The 21,239-nt window shown below is 64.9% G+C and carries 20 protein-coding genes; 11 read left to right on the top strand and 9 right to left on the bottom strand.

What is annotated here, in order from left to right; translation table 11 throughout:
* Positions 1 to 17 precede the first annotated feature (17 nt).
* Genes ACZI8R_RS13745 through ACZI8R_RS13730 form a run of 4 tightly spaced genes read right to left on the bottom strand, consistent with a single transcriptional unit; the run spans position 18 to position 2,973 of the window.
* Positions 18 to 1,214 carry an ABC transporter permease gene (locus tag ACZI8R_RS13745; RefSeq protein WP_463380185.1) on the bottom strand — a complete coding sequence of 399 codons (1,197 nt, stop codon included), beginning with the start codon at positions 1,212 to 1,214 and terminating at the stop codon, positions 18 to 20.
* Positions 1,211 to 2,107, bottom strand: coding sequence for an ABC transporter ATP-binding protein (locus ACZI8R_RS13740; protein WP_463380184.1), 897 nt, complete (start codon positions 2,105 to 2,107; stop codon positions 1,211 to 1,213). The genes ACZI8R_RS13745 and ACZI8R_RS13740 overlap by 4 nt, the downstream gene beginning before the upstream one ends.
* Positions 2,108 to 2,129: 22 nt before the next feature.
* Complete coding sequence (locus ACZI8R_RS13735; RefSeq protein WP_463380183.1) at positions 2,130 to 2,687, bottom strand: hypothetical protein; 558 nt, start codon at positions 2,685 to 2,687, stop codon at positions 2,130 to 2,132.
* Positions 2,680 to 2,973, bottom strand: a complete 294-nt coding sequence (locus ACZI8R_RS13730) for a helix-turn-helix transcriptional regulator (protein WP_463380182.1) — start codon at positions 2,971 to 2,973, stop codon at positions 2,680 to 2,682. The genes ACZI8R_RS13735 and ACZI8R_RS13730 overlap by 8 nt, the downstream gene beginning before the upstream one ends.
* Before the next feature lie 262 nt (positions 2,974 to 3,235).
* On the opposite strand from ACZI8R_RS13730, the gene ACZI8R_RS13725 reads away from it, so the two are divergent.
* On the top strand, positions 3,236 to 4,012 hold the full coding sequence (locus ACZI8R_RS13725; RefSeq protein WP_463380181.1) for an LGFP repeat-containing protein: 777 nt from the start codon (positions 3,236 to 3,238) through the stop codon (positions 4,010 to 4,012).
* Between the two features lie 68 nt (positions 4,013 to 4,080).
* Here the strand turns inward: ACZI8R_RS13725 and ACZI8R_RS13720 are convergent, their stop codons facing one another.
* Together ACZI8R_RS13720 and ACZI8R_RS13715 are read right to left on the bottom strand one after the other, a co-directional pair.
* On the bottom strand, positions 4,081 to 4,569 hold the full coding sequence (locus ACZI8R_RS13720; protein WP_463380180.1) for an FBP domain-containing protein: 489 nt from the start codon (positions 4,567 to 4,569) through the stop codon (positions 4,081 to 4,083).
* Between the two features lie 102 nt (positions 4,570 to 4,671).
* The gene (locus ACZI8R_RS13715; protein ID WP_463380179.1) at positions 4,672 to 6,303 is read right to left on the bottom strand and encodes an ABC-F family ATP-binding cassette domain-containing protein; all 1,632 of its coding nucleotides are present in this window, start codon (positions 6,301 to 6,303) and stop codon (positions 4,672 to 4,674) included.
* 47 nt (positions 6,304 to 6,350) lie between these two features.
* Between ACZI8R_RS13715 and ACZI8R_RS13710 the strand changes: the two genes are divergently transcribed.
* The 3 genes from ACZI8R_RS13710 (at position 6,351) to ACZI8R_RS13700 (ending at position 9,264) form a co-directional block, all read left to right on the top strand.
* Positions 6,351 to 7,463, top strand: coding sequence for a sensor histidine kinase (locus tag ACZI8R_RS13710; RefSeq protein ID WP_463380178.1), 1,113 nt, complete (start codon positions 6,351 to 6,353; stop codon positions 7,461 to 7,463).
* A complete protein-coding gene (locus tag ACZI8R_RS13705) occupies positions 7,460 to 8,098 on the top strand; it encodes a response regulator (protein WP_463380177.1) in 639 nt (212 codons plus the stop codon). Before ACZI8R_RS13710 ends, ACZI8R_RS13705 begins: the two co-directional genes overlap by 4 nt.
* 95 nt (positions 8,099 to 8,193) lie before the next feature.
* The gene (locus ACZI8R_RS13700) at positions 8,194 to 9,264 is read left to right on the top strand and encodes a DUF418 domain-containing protein (protein ID WP_463380176.1); all 1,071 of its coding nucleotides are present in this window, start codon (positions 8,194 to 8,196) and stop codon (positions 9,262 to 9,264) included.
* Here ACZI8R_RS13700 and ACZI8R_RS13695 read toward each other — a convergent pair.
* A complete protein-coding gene (locus ACZI8R_RS13695) occupies positions 9,220 to 9,813 on the bottom strand; it encodes a class I SAM-dependent methyltransferase (protein ID WP_463380175.1) in 594 nt (197 codons plus the stop codon). The genes ACZI8R_RS13700 and ACZI8R_RS13695 overlap by 45 nt on opposite strands.
* 138 nt (positions 9,814 to 9,951) lie before the next feature.
* Here ACZI8R_RS13695 and ACZI8R_RS13690 point away from each other — a divergent pair, with 138 nt between their 5' ends.
* The gene (locus tag ACZI8R_RS13690) at positions 9,952 to 10,803 is read left to right on the top strand and encodes an aldo/keto reductase (RefSeq protein WP_463380174.1); all 852 of its coding nucleotides are present in this window, start codon (positions 9,952 to 9,954) and stop codon (positions 10,801 to 10,803) included.
* A gap of 14 nt (positions 10,804 to 10,817) precedes the next feature.
* Here the strand turns inward: ACZI8R_RS13690 and ACZI8R_RS13685 are convergent, their stop codons facing one another.
* Positions 10,818 to 12,305: a phospholipase D-like domain-containing protein gene (locus tag ACZI8R_RS13685; RefSeq protein WP_463380173.1), complete on the bottom strand. Its 1,488-nt coding sequence runs from the start codon at positions 12,303 to 12,305 to the stop codon at positions 10,818 to 10,820.
* Positions 12,306 to 12,373: 68 nt separating this feature from the next.
* Here ACZI8R_RS13685 and ACZI8R_RS13680 point away from each other — a divergent pair, with 68 nt between their 5' ends.
* On the top strand, positions 12,374 to 13,498 hold the full coding sequence (locus tag ACZI8R_RS13680) for a lipase family protein (protein ID WP_463380172.1): 1,125 nt from the start codon (positions 12,374 to 12,376) through the stop codon (positions 13,496 to 13,498).
* Here ACZI8R_RS13680 and ACZI8R_RS13675 read toward each other — a convergent pair.
* Positions 13,473 to 14,594 carry an NAD(P)-binding domain-containing protein gene (locus ACZI8R_RS13675; protein ID WP_463380171.1) on the bottom strand — a complete coding sequence of 374 codons (1,122 nt, stop codon included), beginning with the start codon at positions 14,592 to 14,594 and terminating at the stop codon, positions 13,473 to 13,475. The two genes, ACZI8R_RS13680 and ACZI8R_RS13675, sit on opposite strands and share 26 nt — an antisense overlap.
* Before the next feature lie 72 nt (positions 14,595 to 14,666).
* Between ACZI8R_RS13675 and ACZI8R_RS13670 the strand changes: the two genes are divergently transcribed.
* The 5 genes from ACZI8R_RS13670 to ACZI8R_RS13650 all read left to right on the top strand — a co-directional run bounded on the left by ACZI8R_RS13670 (position 14,667) and on the right by ACZI8R_RS13650 (position 21,221).
* A complete protein-coding gene (locus tag ACZI8R_RS13670) occupies positions 14,667 to 15,398 on the top strand; it encodes an enoyl-CoA hydratase (protein ID WP_463380169.1) in 732 nt (243 codons plus the stop codon).
* An 88-nt stretch (positions 15,399 to 15,486) separates the two neighbouring features.
* Complete coding sequence (locus ACZI8R_RS13665; protein ID WP_463380168.1) at positions 15,487 to 16,599, top strand: MBL fold metallo-hydrolase; 1,113 nt, start codon at positions 15,487 to 15,489, stop codon at positions 16,597 to 16,599.
* A 27-nt stretch (positions 16,600 to 16,626) separates the two neighbouring features.
* On the top strand, positions 16,627 to 19,101 hold the full coding sequence (locus tag ACZI8R_RS13660) for an HAD-IC family P-type ATPase (RefSeq protein WP_463380167.1): 2,475 nt from the start codon (positions 16,627 to 16,629) through the stop codon (positions 19,099 to 19,101).
* 133 nt (positions 19,102 to 19,234) lie between these two features.
* Positions 19,235 to 19,459, top strand: a complete 225-nt coding sequence (locus ACZI8R_RS13655; protein ID WP_463380166.1) for an antitoxin — start codon at positions 19,235 to 19,237, stop codon at positions 19,457 to 19,459.
* Positions 19,460 to 19,547: 88 nt separating this feature from the next.
* Positions 19,548 to 21,221, top strand: coding sequence for a Na+/H+ antiporter (locus ACZI8R_RS13650; protein ID WP_463380165.1), 1,674 nt, complete (start codon positions 19,548 to 19,550; stop codon positions 21,219 to 21,221).
* The last annotated feature ends 18 nt before the right edge of the window (positions 21,222 to 21,239 follow it).

Below are 21,239 nucleotides of genomic sequence, written 5' to 3'. Positions count from 1 at the left end.
GGTCCCGGTAGCCGAGATCAGGAGCGACCGAGAGCTTCCTTCCAGGACACGACCTTGCCGATTCGCAGAATCGAGCGCTGGTAGATCTTGGCGGCGAGCACGCTCAGTGCCGCGGTGACGGCCAGCATCAGGACGATGGTGCCCACGATCTGGACGGGGGACGCGACACCCGCGGCGATCCGCAACGGCATGAGGATCGCCGAGAACGGTGGGATCCAGCTCAGCACGTTGCTGAGCGTTCCGTCCGGGTTCCCCACGGCGGAGAAAGCGCTGAAGAACATGATCATGATGAGCACCATGAGCGGCGCCGACGTGGAGTTGACATCTTCCTGCCTCGAGACCATGGAGCCGGCCGCGGCATAGAGCACCGCGAAGAACGCGAAGCCGAGAACGAACCAGCCGAGTGTGCCGAACAGAACCCCGAATGCCGTGCCCGTCAACGTGAGAACGCCGGTGGCGAGGGCTGCTCCCACACCCGCGACGCTGTAGAGTGCCAACTGCATGAGACCGACCGCGCCGATCCCCACGACCTTGCCCCACAGCAGCTGAAGGGGCTTGAGGGTCGACAGCAGCAGCTCGACGACACGGCTCGACTTCTCTTCGACGACCCCCATCGCCACGTACATGCCGAACATCATGATCTGCATGTACAGGAGGAAGACGACGGCGACGGACAACGCGATCCGCTGACCCGCCTCGGGGTCCGGAGGATCGAGTGCTTCGACGGTCACGACCGCGTTGCTCGTCGACTCGGCGAGGGCAGCGGAGTCCACGCCCTGCTCGGCGAGGGCCGCGTTCTGTGCCTGCTGCGCGACGGCAGCGTCGAGCACCGTGCTCAAGCCGGACCCGAGGTCGGATTCCGTGACGGCCGTGTACCCACCGCCGTCACCCGCAACGAGTAGTACGTCGAGGTCTCCGTTCTCGACCTGGCTCCGGCCGTCCGTCTCGTCGGTCACCTCGGTCACATCGACCGGATTGCCGACCGCGTCGCCGACGGAAACCAGTGTGGAGGAAAGCGATTGCGAACCTGCGAGGCCGACGGTGGACTTGTCCTCGTCTCCTCCGGAGAACAGGGAGTAGGCCACGATTCCGCCGATGATCGCGATCAGAATGACGACGTTGCTGATGACGAAGCTCTTCTTCGTCACCTGTGTGAGGAACTCGCGTTTCGCGACCAAGGCGACAGCGTTGACGGGGCTCATGGGGGCGCTCATGCGGACACAACCTCTCGGAACATGTCGGTCAGGGAGGGCCGGCTCAGTGAGAACTCGTGGACAGGACCGGTTTTCAGGGCGGCCTGGAGGACTTCCTGGTCGTCGGTACCCGGTTCGATCTGCATCACGGTGCGGCCTTCGAGGTGACTCACGGTGGTCACGCCGGACAGGTGATGGGCCCAGCCGACAGGCGCCTCCGGAGCGTGGACGTGCAGCTCGGCCGCTCCGTTGCTGCGCAGCTCGTCAACGGTACCGACGGCCCGCATCCGGCCTGCAGCGATGATGCCTACTCGATCGCACAGTCGCTGAACGAGATCGAGTTGATGGCTCGAGAAGATGACAGGTACGCCGGTTCGAGCCTTCTCGACCAGCACCTCGCTCATCACGTCCACTGCGACCGGATCGAGACCCGAGAAAGGTTCGTCCAGAACCAGAACGGCGGGGTCGTGAACGAGTGCGGCAGCGAGCTGTACGCGCTGCTGGTTTCCCAGCGACAACGCGTCGACGGTGTCGCCGACCCGGTGCGCAATATCCAGTCTGTCGGTCCAGCGCTCGACTGCGTTCTTGGCTTCGGTCTTCGACAGTCCGTGCAGCCGAGCCAGATACGCGAGCTGAGCACTCACCTTCATCTTGGGATACAGACCACGCTCTTCGGGCATGTATCCGATCGTGCGACGCACATTCAGATCGACGGGCTTGCCGCCGAGCCGGACCTCGCCGGAGTCTGCGGACAGAACGCCGAGCGCGATGCGCATGGTGGTGGTCTTACCTGCGCCGTTGCTGCCGACGAATCCGAAGATCTCGCCTGGCCGGACGTCGAAGCTGAGTTGATCGAGCGCTACGACCTCGCCGTAGCGTTTCGATATCGCGTCGATGCTGAGGTTGTCGGACATGGTGCTCCTGTCGGTGGTGGTGTCAGGCCGCGTCATCGTCTGAGTCAGGATGGTCGTCTGGATCGGGATCGGGGCCGGTCCATCCGAGAATCATCGTCGGGGTGCACCCGCCGATGAGGAGTGCGGTGAGGACGAGAAGGCCTCCGGCATAGGGGTAATTGGCGCTCTCGGCACCGATCGAGCCGACGATGACCAGGTAGAAGACCGGGATCAGAGTGAGAGTCTGGGTAACTGTCAGGCCGATGGATCGTGCGCTGTCGCGCCGTTGGAGCTCCCACTCGTCGAGCACGTCGCGCGGGGCGTCGCCCGGTCGGCCGGAGACGACCTGAAGAGTCGTCCAAAGTGGAAGGAAGACGAACGCGGCCGGCAGCCACAACAGGGGGCCGACGACCATGTCGAAGTGGCACACCACGCCGACCGCGAGCATGAACACGAACGTGATGCACACGCCGACTACCAGGATTCGGCGACGGCGTTGTGTGCGCCAGGTCGGTAGCCACTGTCGGTACTGGCTCTCACGGTGCAGGAACCGCCTGGCGCGGTACGCCTGGTAGCGCTCCACGACGGAATTGTCAGGCATCGGCTCCGGCTCCTTCGTCTCTCCGGTGTGTGCGGTAGATCTCGGTCGAGAGCGGCCCGAATTCGGCTCGGGAGAAAACTGCTTCGACGGGAAGCTCGAAAACCTGACAGATGCGGAACGCCAGATCGAGGCTGGGGTAGTGGTCGCCACGTTCGAGTGCGCCCACGGTCTGAGGGTTGATGGCCACGAGATTCGCGAGTTGGGCCCGGCTCATCCCACGTTCGGCGCGCAGGACGCCGATGCGATTGAAGATGGGAAGCGTATCCCCACGTTTGACCGGGCTCATATAACAAAGTGTTGTGAAAACCCAACAGAATGTCAAGTAGTTCCATCGGGGCGACGGTCAGAGCTGCCGTTGTCGACAATTCGGTCGAATCGGTCAATCGTGAGTGATGCGTAACACTTCGCGGAGGGGTGCGATATCCACACCGAGGACCTGAACGACCCAATAGTTATGTAGCGCCAACGACTTTCGATGAAAGTCCGCTGCTGCCAGTGGAGTGTGCGATGCGGGGGTTGCATCTTCGGCTACCACGAAAGGGAAGCTCATGATGGCATCGAAAAATCTGAGAACGGCTACTGTCGGCCTGGCCGCTGTGTCGATGGTTGCGATCGGTGGGGGAGTCGCGTTGGCACAGCCGTCGGACTCGGGAAGTGATGGGCCCGCGGCGGCCCCCAGTGAATCCATGCCGCCGAGGCCTGACTCGGACGGCCCCAACGCGAACGTGCAACAGCCGCGTAAGCAGAGCGAGAACAATGCGCAGGCCATGGCGTTGCCGGGGTGCGCGGATTACTGGAATCCTGCACGTGGGAGCTGGTACATGGTGTGCGGATCGATCTTGAACAAGTACAACGAATTGGGCGGCCCGACAGGCGCTCTCGGACTGCCGACATCCAACGAGCTCACCAATCCGGACGGCGTGGGTAAGCGCACGTCCTTCACGAGTGATTCGTCGATCTACTGGTCACCGGCAACCGATGCGCACCAGATCGGCGGAGCGATCGGGGCCGAGTGGGCGAGAACCGGCTGGGAGGGCGGAAACCACGGTTATCCGATCACCGACGAGATCGATGCATCGGACGGGAAGGGGCGACTGAACCACTTCCAGGGCAACTCCGATATCTACTGGCATCCCACCACGGGTACGAGTGCCTTCACGGTGTGGGGTGAGATCCGCCAGGCGTGGGTCGCCGGCGGTGCCGAAGGGGGAGAGTTCGGATTCCCGGTCGGTAACGAGTACCAGATTCCCGGCGGCTGGGGTCAGAATTTCCAGCAGGGCGCCCTCGAATGGCGTCCGAGCCTCGGAGTGACGCGAGCCAACTGACCTGGTCGTACAGGAGGATCCCCGAGTTCGGTTGTCACCGAAACGAACTCGGGGATCGACTGTGCGATTCAGCTGTAGAGACGCGCTATGAACGTGCCCATATTGGATCGCACCTTCTCCACTCGTTCGTCGAGTGGGGTGTCGTCCCGGAACTGGCGGCCCAACGCGGGCGTCTTCTTGCGGCGCGCGTACAGCGAACAGGCGAGATCCTCACACATGTAGGTGCCCACGGTATTTCCACGTCGACCGGATTCCCCGGTCTTTCGGGCGACCATCAGTGAGACGCCCCCGCTCGGGTGCGTTGTCAGGCAGATGGTGCACATCTGACTTTTCCGGTAGCCACCCGTTTCGTGCCGCAGAGCGATACCGACGAGTCGGTCCTCGCCGGGTACGACGATGTAGCCGCGCCCCGGGAACGACGGGTCGGTCCAGCCGAGGAAGTCCAGATCCGGCCACGGCCTCTCGTCCAGATTCGCGGGGGTCGGCAGACGTTTGGCGTCGCCTTTCGAGCAGTTCACGAACGACGCCCTGATGTCGCGTTCGGTCAGGGGGTCCATCGGCTCGCGCCTTTCTTTTCGGATCGCGATTCAGGTGGAATCGCGGTAGTGCGAAGCGACGCTACTGCGCGCTTCGTACGCCGGGCAAAGGATTTTCCGGGGTCAGTCCTCGACGAGGTGGCCGTCGTCCATCCGCCACCGTCGGTTGCTGCGCGTTGTGGACAGCATGCGGCGATCGTGGGTGACGAGAAGCACCGTGCCCTCGAAGTTCTCGACGGCCTGCTCGAGCTGTTCGATCGCAGGGAGGTCGAGATGGTTCGTCGGTTCGTCGAGGACGAGAAGATTCACCCCACGGGCCTGGAGTGATGCCAGCGCCACGCGGGTGCGTTCACCGGGGGAGAGGGACGACGCGGAACGGAGTACGTGCTGGCCGACGAGCCCGAACTTCGCGAGGAGGGTGCGCACGTCCGCATCGGGCCAGTCCGGCACCAGAGCGCCGAACGAATCGGCCACAGTCGTGTCGGCTTCGAATTGCGAGCGTGCCTGATCGACCTCGCCGAGGAGCACACCCGAACCCAATGACGCCGTGCCGACGGCCGGGGTCACCTTCCCGGCGAGCAGGGCCAGCAGGGTCGTCTTTCCGGAGCCGTTTGCGCCCGTCACGAGTATCCGGTCACCCCAGTCGACCTGTGTGGTCACCGGCCCGAACGTGAAGCTTTCGCGTCGCAGCACCGCGCCGTTCAGGGTGGCGACCACGTTGCCGCTGCGCGGGGCCGCTGCGATCTCCATTCGCAATTCCCACTCCTTGCGCGGCTCCTCCACGACTTCGAGGCGCTCGATTCGGCGTTGGGTCTGACGGGCTTTGGCTGCCTGCTTTTCCGTGGATTCGGTCCGCATCGCCTTCCCGATCTTGTCGTTGTCCTTGCTCTTGCGGCGCGCGTTACGGACCCCGTGCTCCATCCAGTTTCGCTGCATACGGGCGCGGCCCTCGAGTTCGGAGCGAGTGTCGGCGAACTCTTCGTATGCCTCCCGTGCGTGCCTACGGGCGATCGCCCGTTCGGCGAGATAGGACTCGTAGCCACCGTCGTACACGGAGATCTGTCGCTGCGCCGGATCGAGTTCCACGATGCCGGTCACGGTGCGTGCCAGGAACTCTCGATCGTGACTGACCACCACGAGGGCGGCGCGGGTGTCGGCGACGAACTGTTCGAGCTGCTCGAGACCGACGAGATCGAGATCGTTGGTCGGTTCGTCGAGCAACAAGATGTCGTACCGGGACAGGACCAGGGATGCGAGGCCGGCCCGCGCTGCCTGGCCTCCGGACAGGGATGTCATGAGTGCGCCCAGCGGCACCCCGAGACCGAGGTCGGCGACGACCTTCTCGGCACGTTCGGGGAGGTCGGCCCCGCCGAGGGCCAACCACCGGTCGAGGGCGGGGGAGTAGCGATCCTCGTCCGAATCGGCAAGGGTTTCCGCTGCCGCGTTCATCTCGGCTTCGGCGATGTCGACACCGGTGCGACGCCCCAGGAACCCGAGGACCGTCTCCCCCTCCGCGCGGTCGGGTTCTTGCGCGAGATACCCGATGGCGGCGTCGGTGGGTGTGAGGACCATCGAGCCCTCCACGTCGGCGTCGCCGACCCCGGCAAGGGAGGTCAGAAGGGTGGATTTTCCGGCCCCGTTCGCACCGACGAGTCCGATCACATCTCCCGAGGTCACGGTCAGATTCAGGTCGGAGAACAGGGTGCGTTCACCACGCGAGGCCGACAGCCCGCTGATGCGCAGTGTTGCAGTCATGGGGCGATTATCCCCTCGTTCGCGAACTCGCCTTTACCCTGTCAGGTGTGAGGCGTCTGGTGACCGGTGCGGCTGTCGTGCCATGGGTGCTGTCGTTGCTCGTCGATGCGCTGTCGATGGGGCGATTCGACGTGTTGGCGGCTACCTGTGCTGCTTCCCTGGTGACGATGTGGGTCGCACACCGTGTGTCTCGGCGGGGACCGAACACCGATGTTCTGGTGGCGGTGGGGTCGTGTGTCGCGGCGAGCGCCCTGGTGGTGTCGTCGGGAATCGGCAGTTTCTCTTTGGCGGAATGCTGGGCGTTGATCGTTCTGGCCGGCGTCTGCGCTGCCCGATCCACCGGACCGCAGAGCTACGTGCTGACGGCTGTCGTTGCGGTCGCCGCCGTCGCAGTGCCCGCAACGATCGGAAGCCTGGACGCGGTCGTCTTCGTGCTCGCGTCGGCCACGGCGACGGTCACCGCGCTCGGGATCGGATTCTTGATTCGGGTGCAGGCGCTTCGCGTGCTCGAGGAGCGGAGGGCCGTCGCGGCTCGCGAACGCGGCAACATGGCAAGGGAACTTCACGACGTGATCGCTCACGAGGTGACGGGAATCGTCGTGCTGGCTCAGGCGGCTTCACGCGGAACGAAGGAACCGACCATCCGGGACGCACTCGGCCGTATCGAGGCATCCGGGTTGCGCGCGTTGGACGAGATCAGGTCGATGGTGACGGCGCTGCGTTCACCCGACGCCCGGGAGACCCCGGAACCGTTGTCTCCGCAGGGAAGTGACGTTGCATCACTGCGTGTTCTCGTGGACGAGTTCGGAAAGACGCTCCCTGCGAAGATGTGGGTGGAGATCGACGATATGTCGTTGCCACCGCACACCGCGATCGTCGCGCATCGCATTCTCGGTGAGGCGCTGACCAACGTGCGCAGGCACGGCCACGACGCCCGGATCGTCGAGGTGTCGGTCGAGGACACCGGTGGCAACGTGATTCTACGAGTGAGTGACGACGGGACGGGCGGAGTCGGTGTCGGTTCGGGTGGGGGACACGGTCTGCTGGGCATCGAGGAGCGTGCGCATCTTGTGGGCGGCACTGTGATGGCAGGTAGAGGCGCCGACGGTCGATGGACCGTTGTCGCGACCCTGCCGAAAGAGGGGGGAAGCAGGTCATGACGATCCGAGTCGTGTTGGCGGACGATCAGGAAATGGTCCGGATGGGCTTCGCGATGATCCTGGGCGGTACCGACGGCATCGACGTCGTCGGTCAATGCTCGGACGGAGTGGAGGCAGTGGATGCGGTGCGGCGGTTGCGTCCGGATGTGGCGCTGCTCGACATTCGGATGCCGAGACTCGACGGCCTCTCGGTAGCCAAGGCGGTCGCACACGAGACGAGGGTGGTCATCGTCACCACTTTCGATCACGACGAGTACGTGGACACCGCGCTGGCCAACGGTGCGTCCGGATTCATCCTCAAGGACTCGGGACCGGACCTCCTCATCGCGGCGGTGCGGGCAGCGGCCTCGGGCGATGCGTTGATCAGTCCGAAGTTGACCGTCTCGCTCCTCGAACGGACGCGCAGAGCAGCGAATCGCGAGACGGCCGTTCCCGGCATCACCGAACTGACCGACCGTGAGCGCGAAGTGACACGGCTCGTCGCCGAGGGTCGGACGAACACGGAAATCGGCGAGGAGTTGTTCATCTCGTTGGGTACCGTGAAGTCACACCTGGCGAGCATTCAGCACCGGCTCTCGGTGCGGAACAGGGTGGAGATCGCTGCGCGAGCCTGGCAGTCGGGTTTGATGGACTGATTCGGCCGATATCGGCCGAATGGCCGAGGCGTTCGGTGTGAGATCGGCCGTGCGGTGGGTGCTCCGCCCACTCGGTCGCTTCTAACCTTCGGAGTATGAGTAGATTCACTGCGGCGCAAGGCCGTATCACCGCACTCGACGTGGTCCGGGGCGTAGCGCTGTCCGGCATTCTGTTCGTGAATGCGCCGGCGATCCTGCGGATGACGGGCGCCTTCGACGGCGGCGAACCCAACCCGGTCAGGTTCGGCCTGGATCTGCTGGTTCAGCAGCGATTCTTTCCGATCTTCTCGTTGCTCTTCGGGATCGGTTTCGGTCTCCTGTGGCATTCGGCACGCGCTCGCGCAGCGAAACCCCGAATGGTGATGCTTCGCCGTGTCCTCTCGTTGGGTGCTCTGGGTGCTCTGCACCAACTGCTGCAGCCCGGAGAAGCATTGCTGCCGTACGCAATCGCCGCGCTCGTCGTTCTGCTCCCCGCCACCTGGATTCGCGACAGCGTCGTGTGGAACAGGGTCACCATCGCGTGCGGTGCGGTGATGGTGGGTGCCGGATTGTTCGTCGGTGGTGGGCTCGCGCTGATCCCCGGTCTGTTCTTGTTCGGGTTCGGACTGGCAGAAGCGGACGTCCCACGCAGGTTGGCCGCGTCACCGTGGACCTTGGGAACGATGACCACCGTCTCCGCTGCGATTGCCGTGCCACTCATGGTGCTGCAAACGGAGAAGGCTGCGCAGGCCGGATTCGACACTGTTTCGGCACTGGCGGGGGCTGCGCAAGCGATGTTCTACGTCGGTGCAGTCGGTCTTCTCCTGCACACGCCGTTGGCTGACGCCCTGACCGCGATCTTCTCGCCACTCGGCCGGGCCGCACTGACCAACTACGTGAGCGCCACCGTCCTGCTGATTGCCGTTCGGGAACTGCCCGTGCCGGGCGGGTCGGTGTTCGAGATGCTGGGGCTCTCGTCCGGCGACACCGGCTCATGGGTGCGCATGGTGCTTCTGTGCATCGCGATTCTCGCGGCGCAGGTGGTCGTGAGCAGGGTGTGGCTCGGTGCATACGGCCAGGGCCCTCTGGAAGCGGCGTGGCGCAAGGTCACGTGGTTCGGAGCGAAGGCGCCTGCACCACGATCACCGGCGGACCAGACGGAACCAGCGCGGGTCCACACTCCGTAGTGGTCCCGGCATTCCCGCGGTGTCCGCATCGAGGTCGGCGACCAGATCCCAGTCGGGAAAGGCACGGTCGATATCTCTCTTGCGGACGCCGCGGGGCAGTGGCCCGCGGTGTCCGTGCCCGAAAGCGAACATCAACAAGGTCGCTCCTCGTGTCGTGACTTCGGACATACCCTCCGAATACGCGATTCGTGCGTCGTCTCCGAGTCCGTGAAAGCACCCGACGTCCAGAACGAGTTCGAATCCGTGGCCGACGGTGTGATGCAGGTCGGTGGCGTCGGAGTGCACGAACCGAATGTCCACCCCTGCGTCGCGCGCTTTTCTGCGTGCTCGGTCGAGGGCCAACTGCACCATGTCGATGCCGGTGACGTCCCATCCGCGTAGCGCCAGCTCGATGGCGTGATCCCCCGAGCCACAGCCGACGTCGAGGGCCTTGCCCGGCGGGGCGACGCCGGGCCCGAGCAGGCGTTCTATCTGACCACCGAAGACCTGACCGGCTTCCTCCCAGGGCGTTATGCGAAGACGGTATGCAAGTTCGTATCCGAGCCCCACTTCTCGCCCCTTCCCGCGGTTCTACGATTGGATACCCGGCAGTTCGTCCACGACACAACGATTCCACGTGACGAACCGGCGGTTTCAGAGTGTGAGACGGCAGGAACAGTGCCTCCGCTCGGGCTGTTGTGGCCGAATATGACGTTCAACAGCGCTACAAGCACAGTTCCGACCATTACTCTCAACGACGGCAACTCGATTCCCGCGCTGGGTTTCGGCGTCTTCCAGGTTCCCGACGAGGACACCTACGACGCTGTCACGCAGGCGCTGAAGGCCGGCTACCGGAGCATCGACACCGCGAAGGTGTACGAGAACGAGGCCGGTGTCGGTCGCGCGATCGCCGACTCCGGCATTCCGCGGGACGAACTGTTCGTCACCACGAAGCTCTGGAACGACGATCAGGGCTACGACTCCACGTTGAATGCGTTCGATGCGAGCCTCGTGCGGCTCGGCCTCGACTACGTCGATCTGTACCTGATCCACTGGCCCGTCGCCGGCAAGGGGCTTTTCGTCGACACCTTCAAGGCGTTTCAGCAGATCAAGAAGGACGGGAAGGCCCGCTCGATCGGCGTCTCCAATTTCACGCAGGCCAATCTCGAGACGCTCATCGACGAGACCGGCGAGGTACCGGCCGTGAATCAGGTCGAGTTGCACCCCGGCTTCAGCCAGTCGGATCTGCGTGCGTTCCACATCGGCCAGGGCATCGCGACCGAGGCGTGGGCGCCGCTCGGCCAGGGCTCGTCACTGGGCAACGAGGTCATCGGCGATATCGCCAAGGCTGTCGGCAAGACCCCGGCGCAGGTGATCATCAGGTGGCACCTGCAGATCGGAAATGTGGTCATCCCGAAATCGGTGACGCCGGAACGGATCGCCTCGAACTTCGACGTCTTCGACTTCGAGCTCGAACCGGACCAGATCAACGCGATCGGCGCGCTCGACGACAGTGACATCGCCGGCCGAATCGGTGGTGACCCGGACACCTTCGGCTGACCCTGATCTTTCGGCTAGCGGAACGGCCAGAGACTGCCGAGTCCGCTGGAGCGCAGGCGATCGAAGAAGGGCAGACGCTCGACGAATGTGGGCGGAGTGCGCTCCGGATCCATCAGTTCGTTCTCGGCGAGTGGACTGTCCTCGTCCTCGACGGTGCCCGGCTCGAACGGTTCGAGTGTCTTGCCGGTTCCGCGTAGTCGTTCGATCGTCGACAGCAGTGAATCGGATTCTGCAAGAACGGATTCGAATTCTTCCTGGTGGGCGGCCAAATGCTCGGAGACGAGACCGTTGCGCACGCCGACGATGCGTTCGCCCACCTGGTCTGCGTTCGGCGTGGTCGAGGTGACTTCCACTGCGAGGTCGCATTCGGTGTCGAAACCCATGGACCTGTTGTTCAGGTTGGAGGACCCGACGCGCAGCAGGCGGTCGTCGACGACCATCACCTTGGCGTGCACATAGATGGGTTCACCACCGGCTGTGACGGGATAGTAGACCCCCAGTCGGTGGTGAACGTCCGCCTTCCACAGGAGGTGCAACAGCTTGCGGCGAGCGCCGTCCATCGCCATCTGTTCGAGCCAGCCGTCGGCATTTCGAGGAATCACCAGCACGATCTCGGGCGGCGCCGGCTCGCGTAGCCGTGCTGCCATCGTCTCCGCCAGTTTTCGCGACGCGAGGTATTGGCTCTCGATGTACAACGTCCGTCGGGCCGACGCGATGGCGGCGAGATACAGAGACTCGATCTCGTACACGCCGTCGCGGTCTTCGTATTCCGGAATCGTCCGGGCGATACCGACATCCACCCCGGACAGCGTGGGCACCAGATTCACCGGCCACAGATCCGGTCCGACCTGTTCGGGGATCGGTTCCAGGTCGCGTCCGGTCGCAACGCGCCATCGATACCGGGCAAGTTCACCCACAGCCGCAGCGGCCCTGCCGTCGACCGCCGTGGTGACGTCGTGCCACGGGCTGTACTTCTCACCACCCGGCTCCGTGCGGTGCGTGTTGTCGTCTGCGTGATCGGGTGTGTCCCACCGGTCGACCGTCATGTCGATCCCGCCGCAGAAGGCCAGCGCGTCGTCGATCACCACGATCTTCTGATGGTGGGCTGCGCCGACCGGGTGCGCGCCGTCCAGCTGGAAGTGCAGCCGATCGTTGGTGATCCAGTTCGAGACGAACACGGGCGTCATGCCGCGGCCGACGGCTGTGAACGCGCCGACGTTCCACTTCAAGAGGTAGATCTCGAGGTCCGGCCTGGTCTTGGTCAGCCATTCCAGGAACTTGCCCAGTCGATCGGGGCCTTCCATGGTCTTGCCACGCGGCTCGAGGGAGATACGCGTATCGAAATCCCAGCCGATCAGCATGATCCGCCGGCGAGCGCGCAGCATGGCGGCCTTCGCATGACGAAAGTAGTCGTCGGCATCTACCACCACTGCGAGTCGGTCGGACGGTTCCGTCCGCCAACACGTGGTTCCTGGAGCGAGAATCGTCGATTCGTCGCGCATTGTTTCCTCCCCGCTGTTCCGGTCGATACAGATTACGTCCGTGGTGCCGCGCGGCTACTGTTGAATCCATGCGACGTCTCAGTGCGATCGTGGCGGCGGTGATATCCGCGGGGGTGCTCGTCTCGGGATCGCCGGCCGTCGCCACCCCGAATTCCATCCAATCCGTCGGTTCGGTCGTCGAAGTCTCGGAGTTGCCACGCGAGTTGTGGTTGGACGGTACCGGTGAAGCTCGCCGCATCACCTACCTGACCACGGATCGGCGCGGGACCACACCGTCCACGGGTGCGGTGTACGTCCCTTCGGGACAGCCCCCGGAAGGTGGCTGGCCCGTGATTGCCTGGGCCCACGGCACGGTGGGCGATTCGGACTTCGACGCACCTTCGGTGATGGGCGAAGACCTGCGCACTCGGCAGTATGTGGCCAACTGGCTCGGGCGTGGCTTCGCGGTCGCCGCGACCGATTACGTGGGCCTCGGAACCCCGGGCGTGCCGCCCTATCTGGACGGACGAACGGCAGCTCACGCCGTGATCGACTCCGTTCGTGCTGCTCGCGAGGTCGAACCGACGCTGTCCTCTCGATGGGCTGTCGTCGGTTTGTCCCAGGGCGGGCAGGCAGCGGTGTTCACCGCGAACATGGCTACCGAATATGCGCCCGAACTCGACTTTCTCGGAGCAGCGGCGACCGGCGTCCCGTCCAACATCGAAACCGTGGCACCGTTCGCGGGCCCGTTCTTTCCGCCGCCGGGGCTCTCCGGTCTCACCAATTTCATGACCTTCGTGATCGCCGGGATGCGAGACGTCTACCCCGAACTCGACATCGACAGCTATCTGACTCCGCTGGGGCGCTCACTGGTGGACGCCGCCCCGGAGATTCCGTACGCCGAGTTCAAGAAGCGCACCTTCGGAGTGTCCGTCGCGCAGATGCTGTCCCGATCCCTCGACAACCCGGAACTGCTGGCGGCGGCCCGCGAGTATCTCGCCGTTCCGGTGTCCGGCTTCGATCGGCCACTCTTCATCGCACAGGGCGTCGCCGATCAGGTTGTTCCGTTCCCGATGACGATCAAGCTGGTCGAGGATATGCGGGCGGCAGGTTCGACTCCGGATTTCCGGATGTACCCGGGCCGGCACGTCCCGAGTCTCTACGACTCGGAGGCCGACCAGGTGGCGTTCATCGAGGGTCTGTTCCAGAGGTAGTCCGCCGGTCGATCCCGAGGTGGTCGAGTAGTTCGTGCGCTGCGGCGCGGCCCGCGCGATTGGCCCCGATGGTCGACGCGGAGGGGCCGTAACCCACGAGGTGGATCCGTGGGTCGGAGGCCACCTGGGTGGCGAGCCGCCCGGTCATCGTGATGCCGCCGCCGGGACCGCGTAGGCGTAGCGGCGCGAGATGGTCCAGTGAGCTACGGAAACCGGTGCACCACAGGATCACATCGACGTCCAGGGTGGAGCCGTCGGCCCAGCGAACGCCCTTCGGGGCGATCCCCTCGAACATGGGCAGACGGTCCATCGCCCCGCGTTCACGGGCGGCGCGGATCGCCGGCGTCAGTGCAAGTCCGGTCACGGATACGACGCTTCCGGGCGGAAGTCCTTGCCGCACGCGGTCCTCGACGAGTGCGACGGCGTCGTGTCCGCGTTGCGCACTGAACGGCTCGTCCTGGAACACGGGTTCACGGCGCGTCACCCAGGTGGTGCGGGTGACTTTCGATATCTCGTCGAGGAGTTGGACCGCCGAGATCCCGCCGCCGACGACGAGTACGTGCAGGCCCTCGAACTCGTGGGCGGTGCGGTAGTCCTTGGTGTGCAGTTGCCGGCCGGTGAACGACTCCGCCCCTCGAACGAAGGGGATGAACGGCCGCTCCCACGTGCCGGTGGCGTTGACCAGCCCGCGCGCCATGTACTCGCCGTGATCGGTTTCGACACGTAGACGTTCACCGCGATCGCAGACGACTCGGGTGTGGACGGGACGCCGGATCGGCAGGTCGAACTGCTTCTCGTAGGTGGCGTAATAGTGCGGAACCGCCGCCGCGGCACGCACTGTCCCCGGCGCGTGCACCTCGGACTCGTCGACTCCTACCGTGTCGGCCATGCTCAGGCCGGGGAGATCGTGGACACGGTTGACGGTGCTGAGGGTCAGTGAGGGCCAGCGAAACTGCCAAGCGCCACCCGGCGCGGGAGCGTGATCGAGCACGACGAAGTCGTTCTCGTGGCCCGTCATGAAACGACGAAGATGGTAGGCGGTCGACAGACCGGCCTGACCTGCGCCGATTACGACAATGTCTACGTCGGTACTCATATGTGTCATAACCTCCACATGCATGATGTCCCACCCGGGAACATCTTTCACCCGACCAGAAGGCGAGCGGACATGATCGGCACCAGCCGTGACGGTGACGTGTGCACCCTCGAACTGCAGCGTTCCGACCGACGGAATGCACTGAACACCGACATGTGCATGGCTTTGCGTGAGGCTGTCACTGCCGCGGCGAACGACGGCACCAGGGCGATCGTGTTGACCGGCCAGGGTTCTGCGTTCTGCGCCGGCGCCGATCTGTCGGGTGACGTCTACGCGGACGGATTCACCGACACCCTGCTCGACATGCTGCACACCATCGACTCGGTACCCGTTCCCGTCATCGCGGCCGTGAACGGCCCCGCGATCGGCGCCGGAAGTCAGCTCGCGTTGGCAGCAGACCTGCGGGTCGTGGCGCCGGAGGCGAAGTTCGCCATTCCCGCAGCCAAGCTCGGTATCTCGGTGGATCGCTGGACTGCGCACCGGCTCGCACTGTTCGTCGGCGGTGGGCCGGCCCGCACCATGCTGCTCGGCGCCGAGGAGATGCTCCCCGAGGAAGCCTTCGCGCGTGGCCTGGCGAACAAGCTCGGCGATCTGGCGGCGGCGCAGGAGTGGGCCCAGCGCATCGCCGGACTCGCACCGCTGTCGCTTCAGCACCTCAAGTTGGCGCTCAACGACGACGGCACGCAGGACGAACCTCCCGCGGAGCAGGTCGCAGCCCTGCACGCCGCGTGGAAGAGCGACGATGCCAAGGAGGCGCGCGCGGCGCGCCAGGAGAAGCGGCCACCGGTGTTCCGCGGTCGGTGACCGCCGTTCACTACAGTGATCTGCAGTGACCGTGAACGAGTAGTGCCGTTCGACGTGAAGCAAATACAGGCCGGGTGAGGGTGAAGCTGTGAAGTTGAAGAGTGTTCTGACGGCAGCTGCCGTGACTGGCGTCGTCGGCTGGTTGACCTGGGCATCGTGGGGAATCCCCGGCCAGATCGGCGCGCCCCGGGCCCAGGTGAGTCCGTACGCGGGTGGGTCTCCGCGCTACCGCGACAAGAAGTTCCACAACACCGATCCGTCGTCGGACGCGCCGACCCCGAGTGGAGGTCTCCTGCGGGACGCGCTCACACGCCGCTCCGCCGGACGCCCGTCGGGCAGGGTTCCTCTGGTGCCGTCGGTGGCACCGGAAATCGCGGCAGAAGTCGCTGTGACGTGGTACGGACACGCGAGCGTGCTCGTGGAGGTCGACGGCTATCGGGTGCTGGCAGACCCGGTGTGGAGTCGGCGGGTGTCGCCCTCGGCAGTGGTCGGGCCCGCGCGCCTGCATCCGACACCGACCGACCTTGCCGACTTGCCACCGGTCGACGCGATCGTGATCTCACATGATCACTACGACCACCTGGACAAGGCAACGGTTCACGGACTGGAGCGCACGCAGAAGGCGCCATTCGTCGTTCCCCTCGGTATCGGTGCCCACCTTCGGCGCTGGGGCATCCCCGAGGACCGGATCGTCGAACTCGACTGGGAGGAGTCGACCACGCTCGGTGGATTGACCCTCACCTGCACGGAGGCCCGACATTTCTCCGGCCGCGGGCTGTCCCGCAACACCACACAGTGGGCGTCGTGGGTTCTCGCCGGGCCGGTTCGGCGGGTGTTCTTCGGCGGCGACAGTGGATACACGCCGAAATTTGCGGACCTGGGGCGCCGTCACGGCCCGTTCGACATGACCCTGCTGCCCGTCGGCGCGTACGACGAGCGTTGGTCGGACATCCACATGAATCCCGAGGAAGCGGTGCAGACGCACGCCGATCTCGAACTCGGAAACGGAACGCTGGGCGTTCTCGTACCGATTCACTGGGCCACGTTCAATCTGGCGTTCCATCCGTGGTCAGAGCCGATCGAGCGACTGCTGGTCGCGGCAGAAGAAGCCGACACGACGGTGGCGGTTCCGAGGCCCGGGCAGCGAATCGACGGCCTCAACCCTGCGCATCCGTCACCGTGGTGGGTTCGGCTGGCCTGACCGCCATTCTTGCGTAGCCTTTTCCTCATGGCGTACGACGAGGTGGGCGTTGACGGTAGCCGGGTCGACGAGGCGGAGATCGACTCGGTGGACGTGGACACCGGCCTGACGACCGCACAGGTGGCCGAGCGGGTGGCTGCCGGGCAGACCAACGACGTCCCGGATCGCGCGAGCAGGTCTGTTCGAGACATCGTGCGGGCCAACGTGTTCACACGTATCAATGCGATTCTCGGTGTGCTGCTGATCATCGTGTTGGCTACGGGCTCGGTCATCGACGGCATGTTCGGATTGTTGATCGTCGCGAACAGCGGCATCGGCATCATTCAGGAGATTCGCGCCAAGAGGACTCTCGACAAGCTGGCCATCGTCAGTCAGAGCAAGCCGTCCGTCCGCCGCGACGGCGCCGCGACCGCGCTCGCTCCGAGCGAGGTGGTCCTCGACGACATCATCGAACTCGGGGCCGGCGACCAGATCGTCGTCGACGGGACGGTGGTGGCGGGTGCCGCCCTGGACGTGGACGAATCCCTCCTCACCGGTGAAGCCGATCCCGTGAGCAAGGGCGTCGCCGACCAGGTGTTGTCCGGCAGCTTCGTCTCGTCGGGGAGTGGCGCCTACCGGGCGACGAAGGTGGGTGGCGAGGCCTACGCGGCGAAGCTCGCGGAGGAGGCCAGCAAGTTCACTCTCGTTCACTCGGAACTACGTAGCGGCATCGACAAGATCCTGAAGTTCATCACCTATCTGATGATTCCGGCCGGGCTTCTCATCATCTACAACCAGCTGTTCTCGAGTGGCGAGTCCATTCGGCCCGCCCTCAACGGCATGGTGGCTGCGCTCGTGCCGATGGTGCCGGAGGGCCTGGTGCTGATGACGTCGATCGCGTTCGCGGTCGGGGTGATTCGGTTGGGCCAACGTCAGTGTCTGGTGCAGGAGTTGCCGGCCATCGAAGGTCTTGCCCGAGTCGACGTGGTGTGTGCGGACAAGACGGGCACTCTCACGGAGAACGGAATGCGGCTCGCCGAGATCCGCTGCCGCCGCGAAGAAGACCGCACAGACGTCGAATCCGCACTTGCCGCGATGGCGGCCGCGGACCCGCGCCCGAACGCGAGTGTGCTCGCCGTCAAGGAGGCGCTGCCGGACGTACCCGACTGGGGGTCGGCTACCGCCACGGCGCCCTTCTCGTCGGCGAAGAAGTGGAGCGGCCAGTCCTACGGCGAGCACGGTCACTGGGTGCTCGGCGCACCGGACGTCCTGCTCGACCCGAACAGTGAGATGGCACGTCACGCAGAGGAAGCGGGCGCCACCGGATTGCGTGTGCTGCTGTTGGCGTCGTGCGACGTGTCGGTGGATTCCGGATCGGCTCCGGGTGTGGTGACACCTCGGGCCTTGCTGATTCTCGAGCAGCGAGTGCGCCCCGACGCACGTGGCACTCTCGAATACTTCGCCGAGCAGAAGGTGACCGTGAAGGTGATCTCGGGGGACAACGCGGTGTCCGTCGGCGCCGTGGCGGGCTCGCTCGGACTGCCCGGCGGCAACGACCCCGTGGACGCCAGGAACCTTCCGGAGGATCGTGAGGAGTTGGCGGACACGGTCGAGTCCGCCACCACGTTCGGGCGAGTGCGTCCGGATCAGAAGCGTGCGATGGTCGGCGCACTGCAATCGCGCGGCCATACCGTGGCGATGACCGGAGACGGTGTCAACGACGTACTGGCTCTGAAGGACGCGGACATCGGTGTCTCGATGGGGTCGGGAAGCCCCGCCACTCGCGCCGTCGCGCAGATCGTTCTGCTGGACGACAAGTTCGCGACTCTGCCCTACGTCGTGGGGGAGGGGCGAAGAGTGATCGGCAACATCGAGCGAGTCTCCAACCTGTTCCTCACCAAGACTGTGTATTCGGTGCTGTTGGCGTTTCTCGTCGGGTTCTCGGGGGTGCTGTCTCAGCTGTTCGGATTCGAGCCGGTTCCGTATCCGTTCCTCCCTCGACACGTGACGATCGCCGCCTGGTTCACGATCGGCATCCCTGCGTTCGTGCTGTCGCTGGCGCCCAACAACGAACGTGCTCGTACCGGATTCGTGCCGCGAGTCATGCGTTTGGCGATTCCCTCCGGCGTGATCGTCGGTGTGATGACCTTCGTGTCGTATCTGCTGGCGTACGCAGGGCCGGATCAGACGGCGGTGCAGAAGACGCAGGCCGGAACGACGGCTCTGATCACGCTGATCATGATCGCCCTGTGGGTTCTGGCCGTGGTGGCGCGCCCGTACACCTGGTGGAAATTGCTACTGCTGGGTGGCTCCGTCACCGGCTACCTCGTCCTGTTCGCGGTGCCGTTCACGCGAGACTTCTTCGAACTCGACCCGACGAACGTGGGTGCCACGACGTCGGCGCTGGTCTGCGGACTGATCGGGGTGGTGCTGGTGGAAATCGCCTGGTGGGTCAGCGGCAGGTTGCACGGTGAACACCGGCGCCTCTTCGCCTCGTCCGACGACCTGCCGGGCGTGCACTGAAAACAGGGGCGTGGATGCGCTCTGGATGATCGGATCGGTGGCGCCGACCTTTCGAAACATGTGAGACTGGGGCAAGCGTGGGGTGACCACCCCACGAGACGTTGTGTCTACGCACTGAAGAGGGAGATTTGCGATGAGCTTCATCGACACGTTGAAGGGTCTGGTCGGCAAGGGCAAGGAGGCCGCTACCCAGAACTCGGACAAGGTGCACGGCGCCGTCGACAAGGCTGCTCAGACGGTCAACGAGAAGACCGGCGGCAAGTACGAGGGCCAGGTCGGCAAGGCAGCGGACGCCGCCAAGAACTACACCAAGCCGCAGGACCAGCCGGGCGGCGAGCAGCCCCCGCAGCAGGGCTGATCACCCCTTCTCAACCCTGACCGATGTCACACAGGTTCAGTTCCGCTGAACCTGTGTGACATCGGTCGTTGCGGGGCACAATCGAACAGTGAACGGCATCCTGATACTGCTCGTGGTCATTGCCGCGGTGGCCGTCTCGGGGCTCGCGAGCCGCAAGAATCTGCAGCCGGCCCTGGTCTTGGTCGCGATCGGTGGTCTTGCGTCCTTCATCCCGGGAATGCCTCGGCTCGAACTGCACCCGGAGATCATTCTCGGAGTGGTGCTCCCGCCCCTTCTGTACTCGGCGGCCAGCCGATTCTCGGTCGCGACGTTCAGACGCCATCTCGTTCCGATCCTCCGGCTCGGTGTGCTGATGGTGCTGGTCGTGGCGCTCGCGGTGGCCGCTCTCGTCCAGTGGATGATCCCGGAGTTCACCTTCGCCGCGGCTCTCGTACTAGGCGCGGTCGTCGCGCCCACCGACGCAGTCAGTGCCGTGAGTATCGGTCAGAAGCTGGGGCTTCCTCGCCGGGTGACGTCGATTCTCACCGGTGAAGGCCTGGTGAACGACGCGACTGCGCTGACACTGTTCTCCGTTGCGGTATCCGCAGCCGCGGGTACCACCCTGACGATCCACTCACCGATCCTGTTCTTCCTGTACGAGGTGGTGGGCGGTGTCGGAATCGGGCTTCTACTCGCCGTGGTGGTCCGCTGGATGCGCGCCCGGCTGAACGATTCGGTGCTCGAAACGGTTCTCGGATTCACGCTGCCCTTCGCCGCCTATCTGGCGGCCGAACAGATTCACGCGTCGGGAGTGCTGGCAGTCGTAGCCGCCGGGTTCCTTCTCGGCCACAAGGCGACCGACGTGTCGGTGGAGACTCGCCTTCAGGAACGGGCGGTGTGGGCGAGCACCGAGAAGATCCTCGAGATGTTCGTCTTCGCGTACATGGGTCTGCAGTTGAGTTTCGTACTCGACGATGTCAGCGGTCCTGATCGGACGGTGGGGCATGCTTTCGTCTACGCCGTGGCCGTTCTGGCCCTCGTGATCGCAGTACGGCCGGTGTGGGTGATGCTGAACTGGGCGCGTCGTCGTGCCGGAATGATCGTGGTGCGTGCCAAGACGCCACGCAGCCAACTGAATTGGCAGGAAAGCACGGTCGTCTCCTGGGCGGGAATGCGCGGCGTCGTGACTCTTGCCGCCGCGGGCGGTGTGCCCTACGTGACTGCGGAAGGCGCCCCCTTCGCAGGTCGAGACGTCATTCAGGTGGTGGCCTTCGTCGTCGCCGTGGGGACGTTGCTGCTGCAGGGTTCGACCATGCCCTTCCTGATCCGGCGGCTGAAGATATCCGACCCGGACGACGAGGCGCAGCTGGAGATCGAGTTCGCCACCGCGCGGAGAATCGCTCAGGTGGCCGGCGACAAGGCGCTGTCCGAGTACCTGGATCGTCGGCTTCGGGATACGGAGGCCCGTGGGGCAGAAGGCGATCTCGACGCAGCCAAGCTGCGCGCCTTCGTCGAACGCGTGCGCAGATCCATGGAGGCCCGCTATCGTGCCCAGGAAGTCGAGGACAGCGAGGTCGACGATGGCTCCTCGTTCGAAGACCGCCGCAATGCGGTGCGAGAGGTGGACGGAATCAGGCGCGCGGCCCTCGGCGCACAACGGGACGCCCTGATCGCGGCTCGTGACGTCGGTGACCTGGACGACGAGGTTTTGCGTAGCGTGTTGGAAAGCCTCGATATCGAGGAGGCTGCGGCGGAAGAACGTATTCGCCGCGGCCCACTGTGATCGGCAGTCGAAAGGACG

This window comes from Rhodococcus huquni, assembly GCF_055231055.1.
The sequence above is the reverse complement of the archived record's forward strand: the minus strand, read 5'-3'. Positions and strand labels throughout refer to the sequence as shown.

Bases quoted from the DNA above. Each gene is read 5' to 3' on its own strand.
- ACZI8R_RS13740 (WP_463380184.1), bottom strand. From the start codon at position 2,107: ATGTCCGACAACCTCAGCATCGACGCGATATCGAAACGCTACGGCGAG.
- ACZI8R_RS13735 (WP_463380183.1), bottom strand. From the start codon at position 2,687: ATGCCTGACAATTCCGTCGTGGAGCGCTACCAGGCGTACCGCGCCAGG.
- ACZI8R_RS13680 (WP_463380172.1), top strand. From the start codon at position 12,374: ATGCGACGTCTCAGTGCGATCGTGGCGGCGGTGATATCCGCGGGGGTG.
- ACZI8R_RS13685 (WP_463380173.1), bottom strand. From the start codon at position 12,305: ATGCGCGACGAATCGACGATTCTCGCTCCAGGAACCACGTGTTGGCGG.
- ACZI8R_RS13715 (WP_463380179.1), bottom strand. From the start codon at position 6,303: ATGACTGCAACACTGCGCATCAGCGGGCTGTCGGCCTCGCGTGGTGAA.
- ACZI8R_RS13705 (WP_463380177.1), top strand. From the start codon at position 7,460: ATGACGATCCGAGTCGTGTTGGCGGACGATCAGGAAATGGTCCGGATG.
- ACZI8R_RS13670 (WP_463380169.1), top strand. From the start codon at position 14,667: ATGATCGGCACCAGCCGTGACGGTGACGTGTGCACCCTCGAACTGCAG.
- ACZI8R_RS13655 (WP_463380166.1), top strand. From the start codon at position 19,235: ATGAGCTTCATCGACACGTTGAAGGGTCTGGTCGGCAAGGGCAAGGAG.
- ACZI8R_RS13725 (WP_463380181.1), top strand. From the start codon at position 3,236: ATGATGGCATCGAAAAATCTGAGAACGGCTACTGTCGGCCTGGCCGCT.
- ACZI8R_RS13730 (WP_463380182.1), bottom strand. From the start codon at position 2,973: ATGAGCCCGGTCAAACGTGGGGATACGCTTCCCATCTTCAATCGCATC.
- ACZI8R_RS13720 (WP_463380180.1), bottom strand. From the start codon at position 4,569: ATGGACCCCCTGACCGAACGCGACATCAGGGCGTCGTTCGTGAACTGC.
- ACZI8R_RS13690 (WP_463380174.1), top strand. From the start codon at position 9,952: ATGACGTTCAACAGCGCTACAAGCACAGTTCCGACCATTACTCTCAAC.
- ACZI8R_RS13700 (WP_463380176.1), top strand. From the start codon at position 8,194: ATGAGTAGATTCACTGCGGCGCAAGGCCGTATCACCGCACTCGACGTG.
- ACZI8R_RS13675 (WP_463380171.1), bottom strand. From the start codon at position 14,594: ATGAGTACCGACGTAGACATTGTCGTAATCGGCGCAGGTCAGGCCGGT.
- ACZI8R_RS13745 (WP_463380185.1), bottom strand. From the start codon at position 1,214: ATGAGCGCCCCCATGAGCCCCGTCAACGCTGTCGCCTTGGTCGCGAAA.
- ACZI8R_RS13660 (WP_463380167.1), top strand. From the start codon at position 16,627: ATGGCGTACGACGAGGTGGGCGTTGACGGTAGCCGGGTCGACGAGGCG.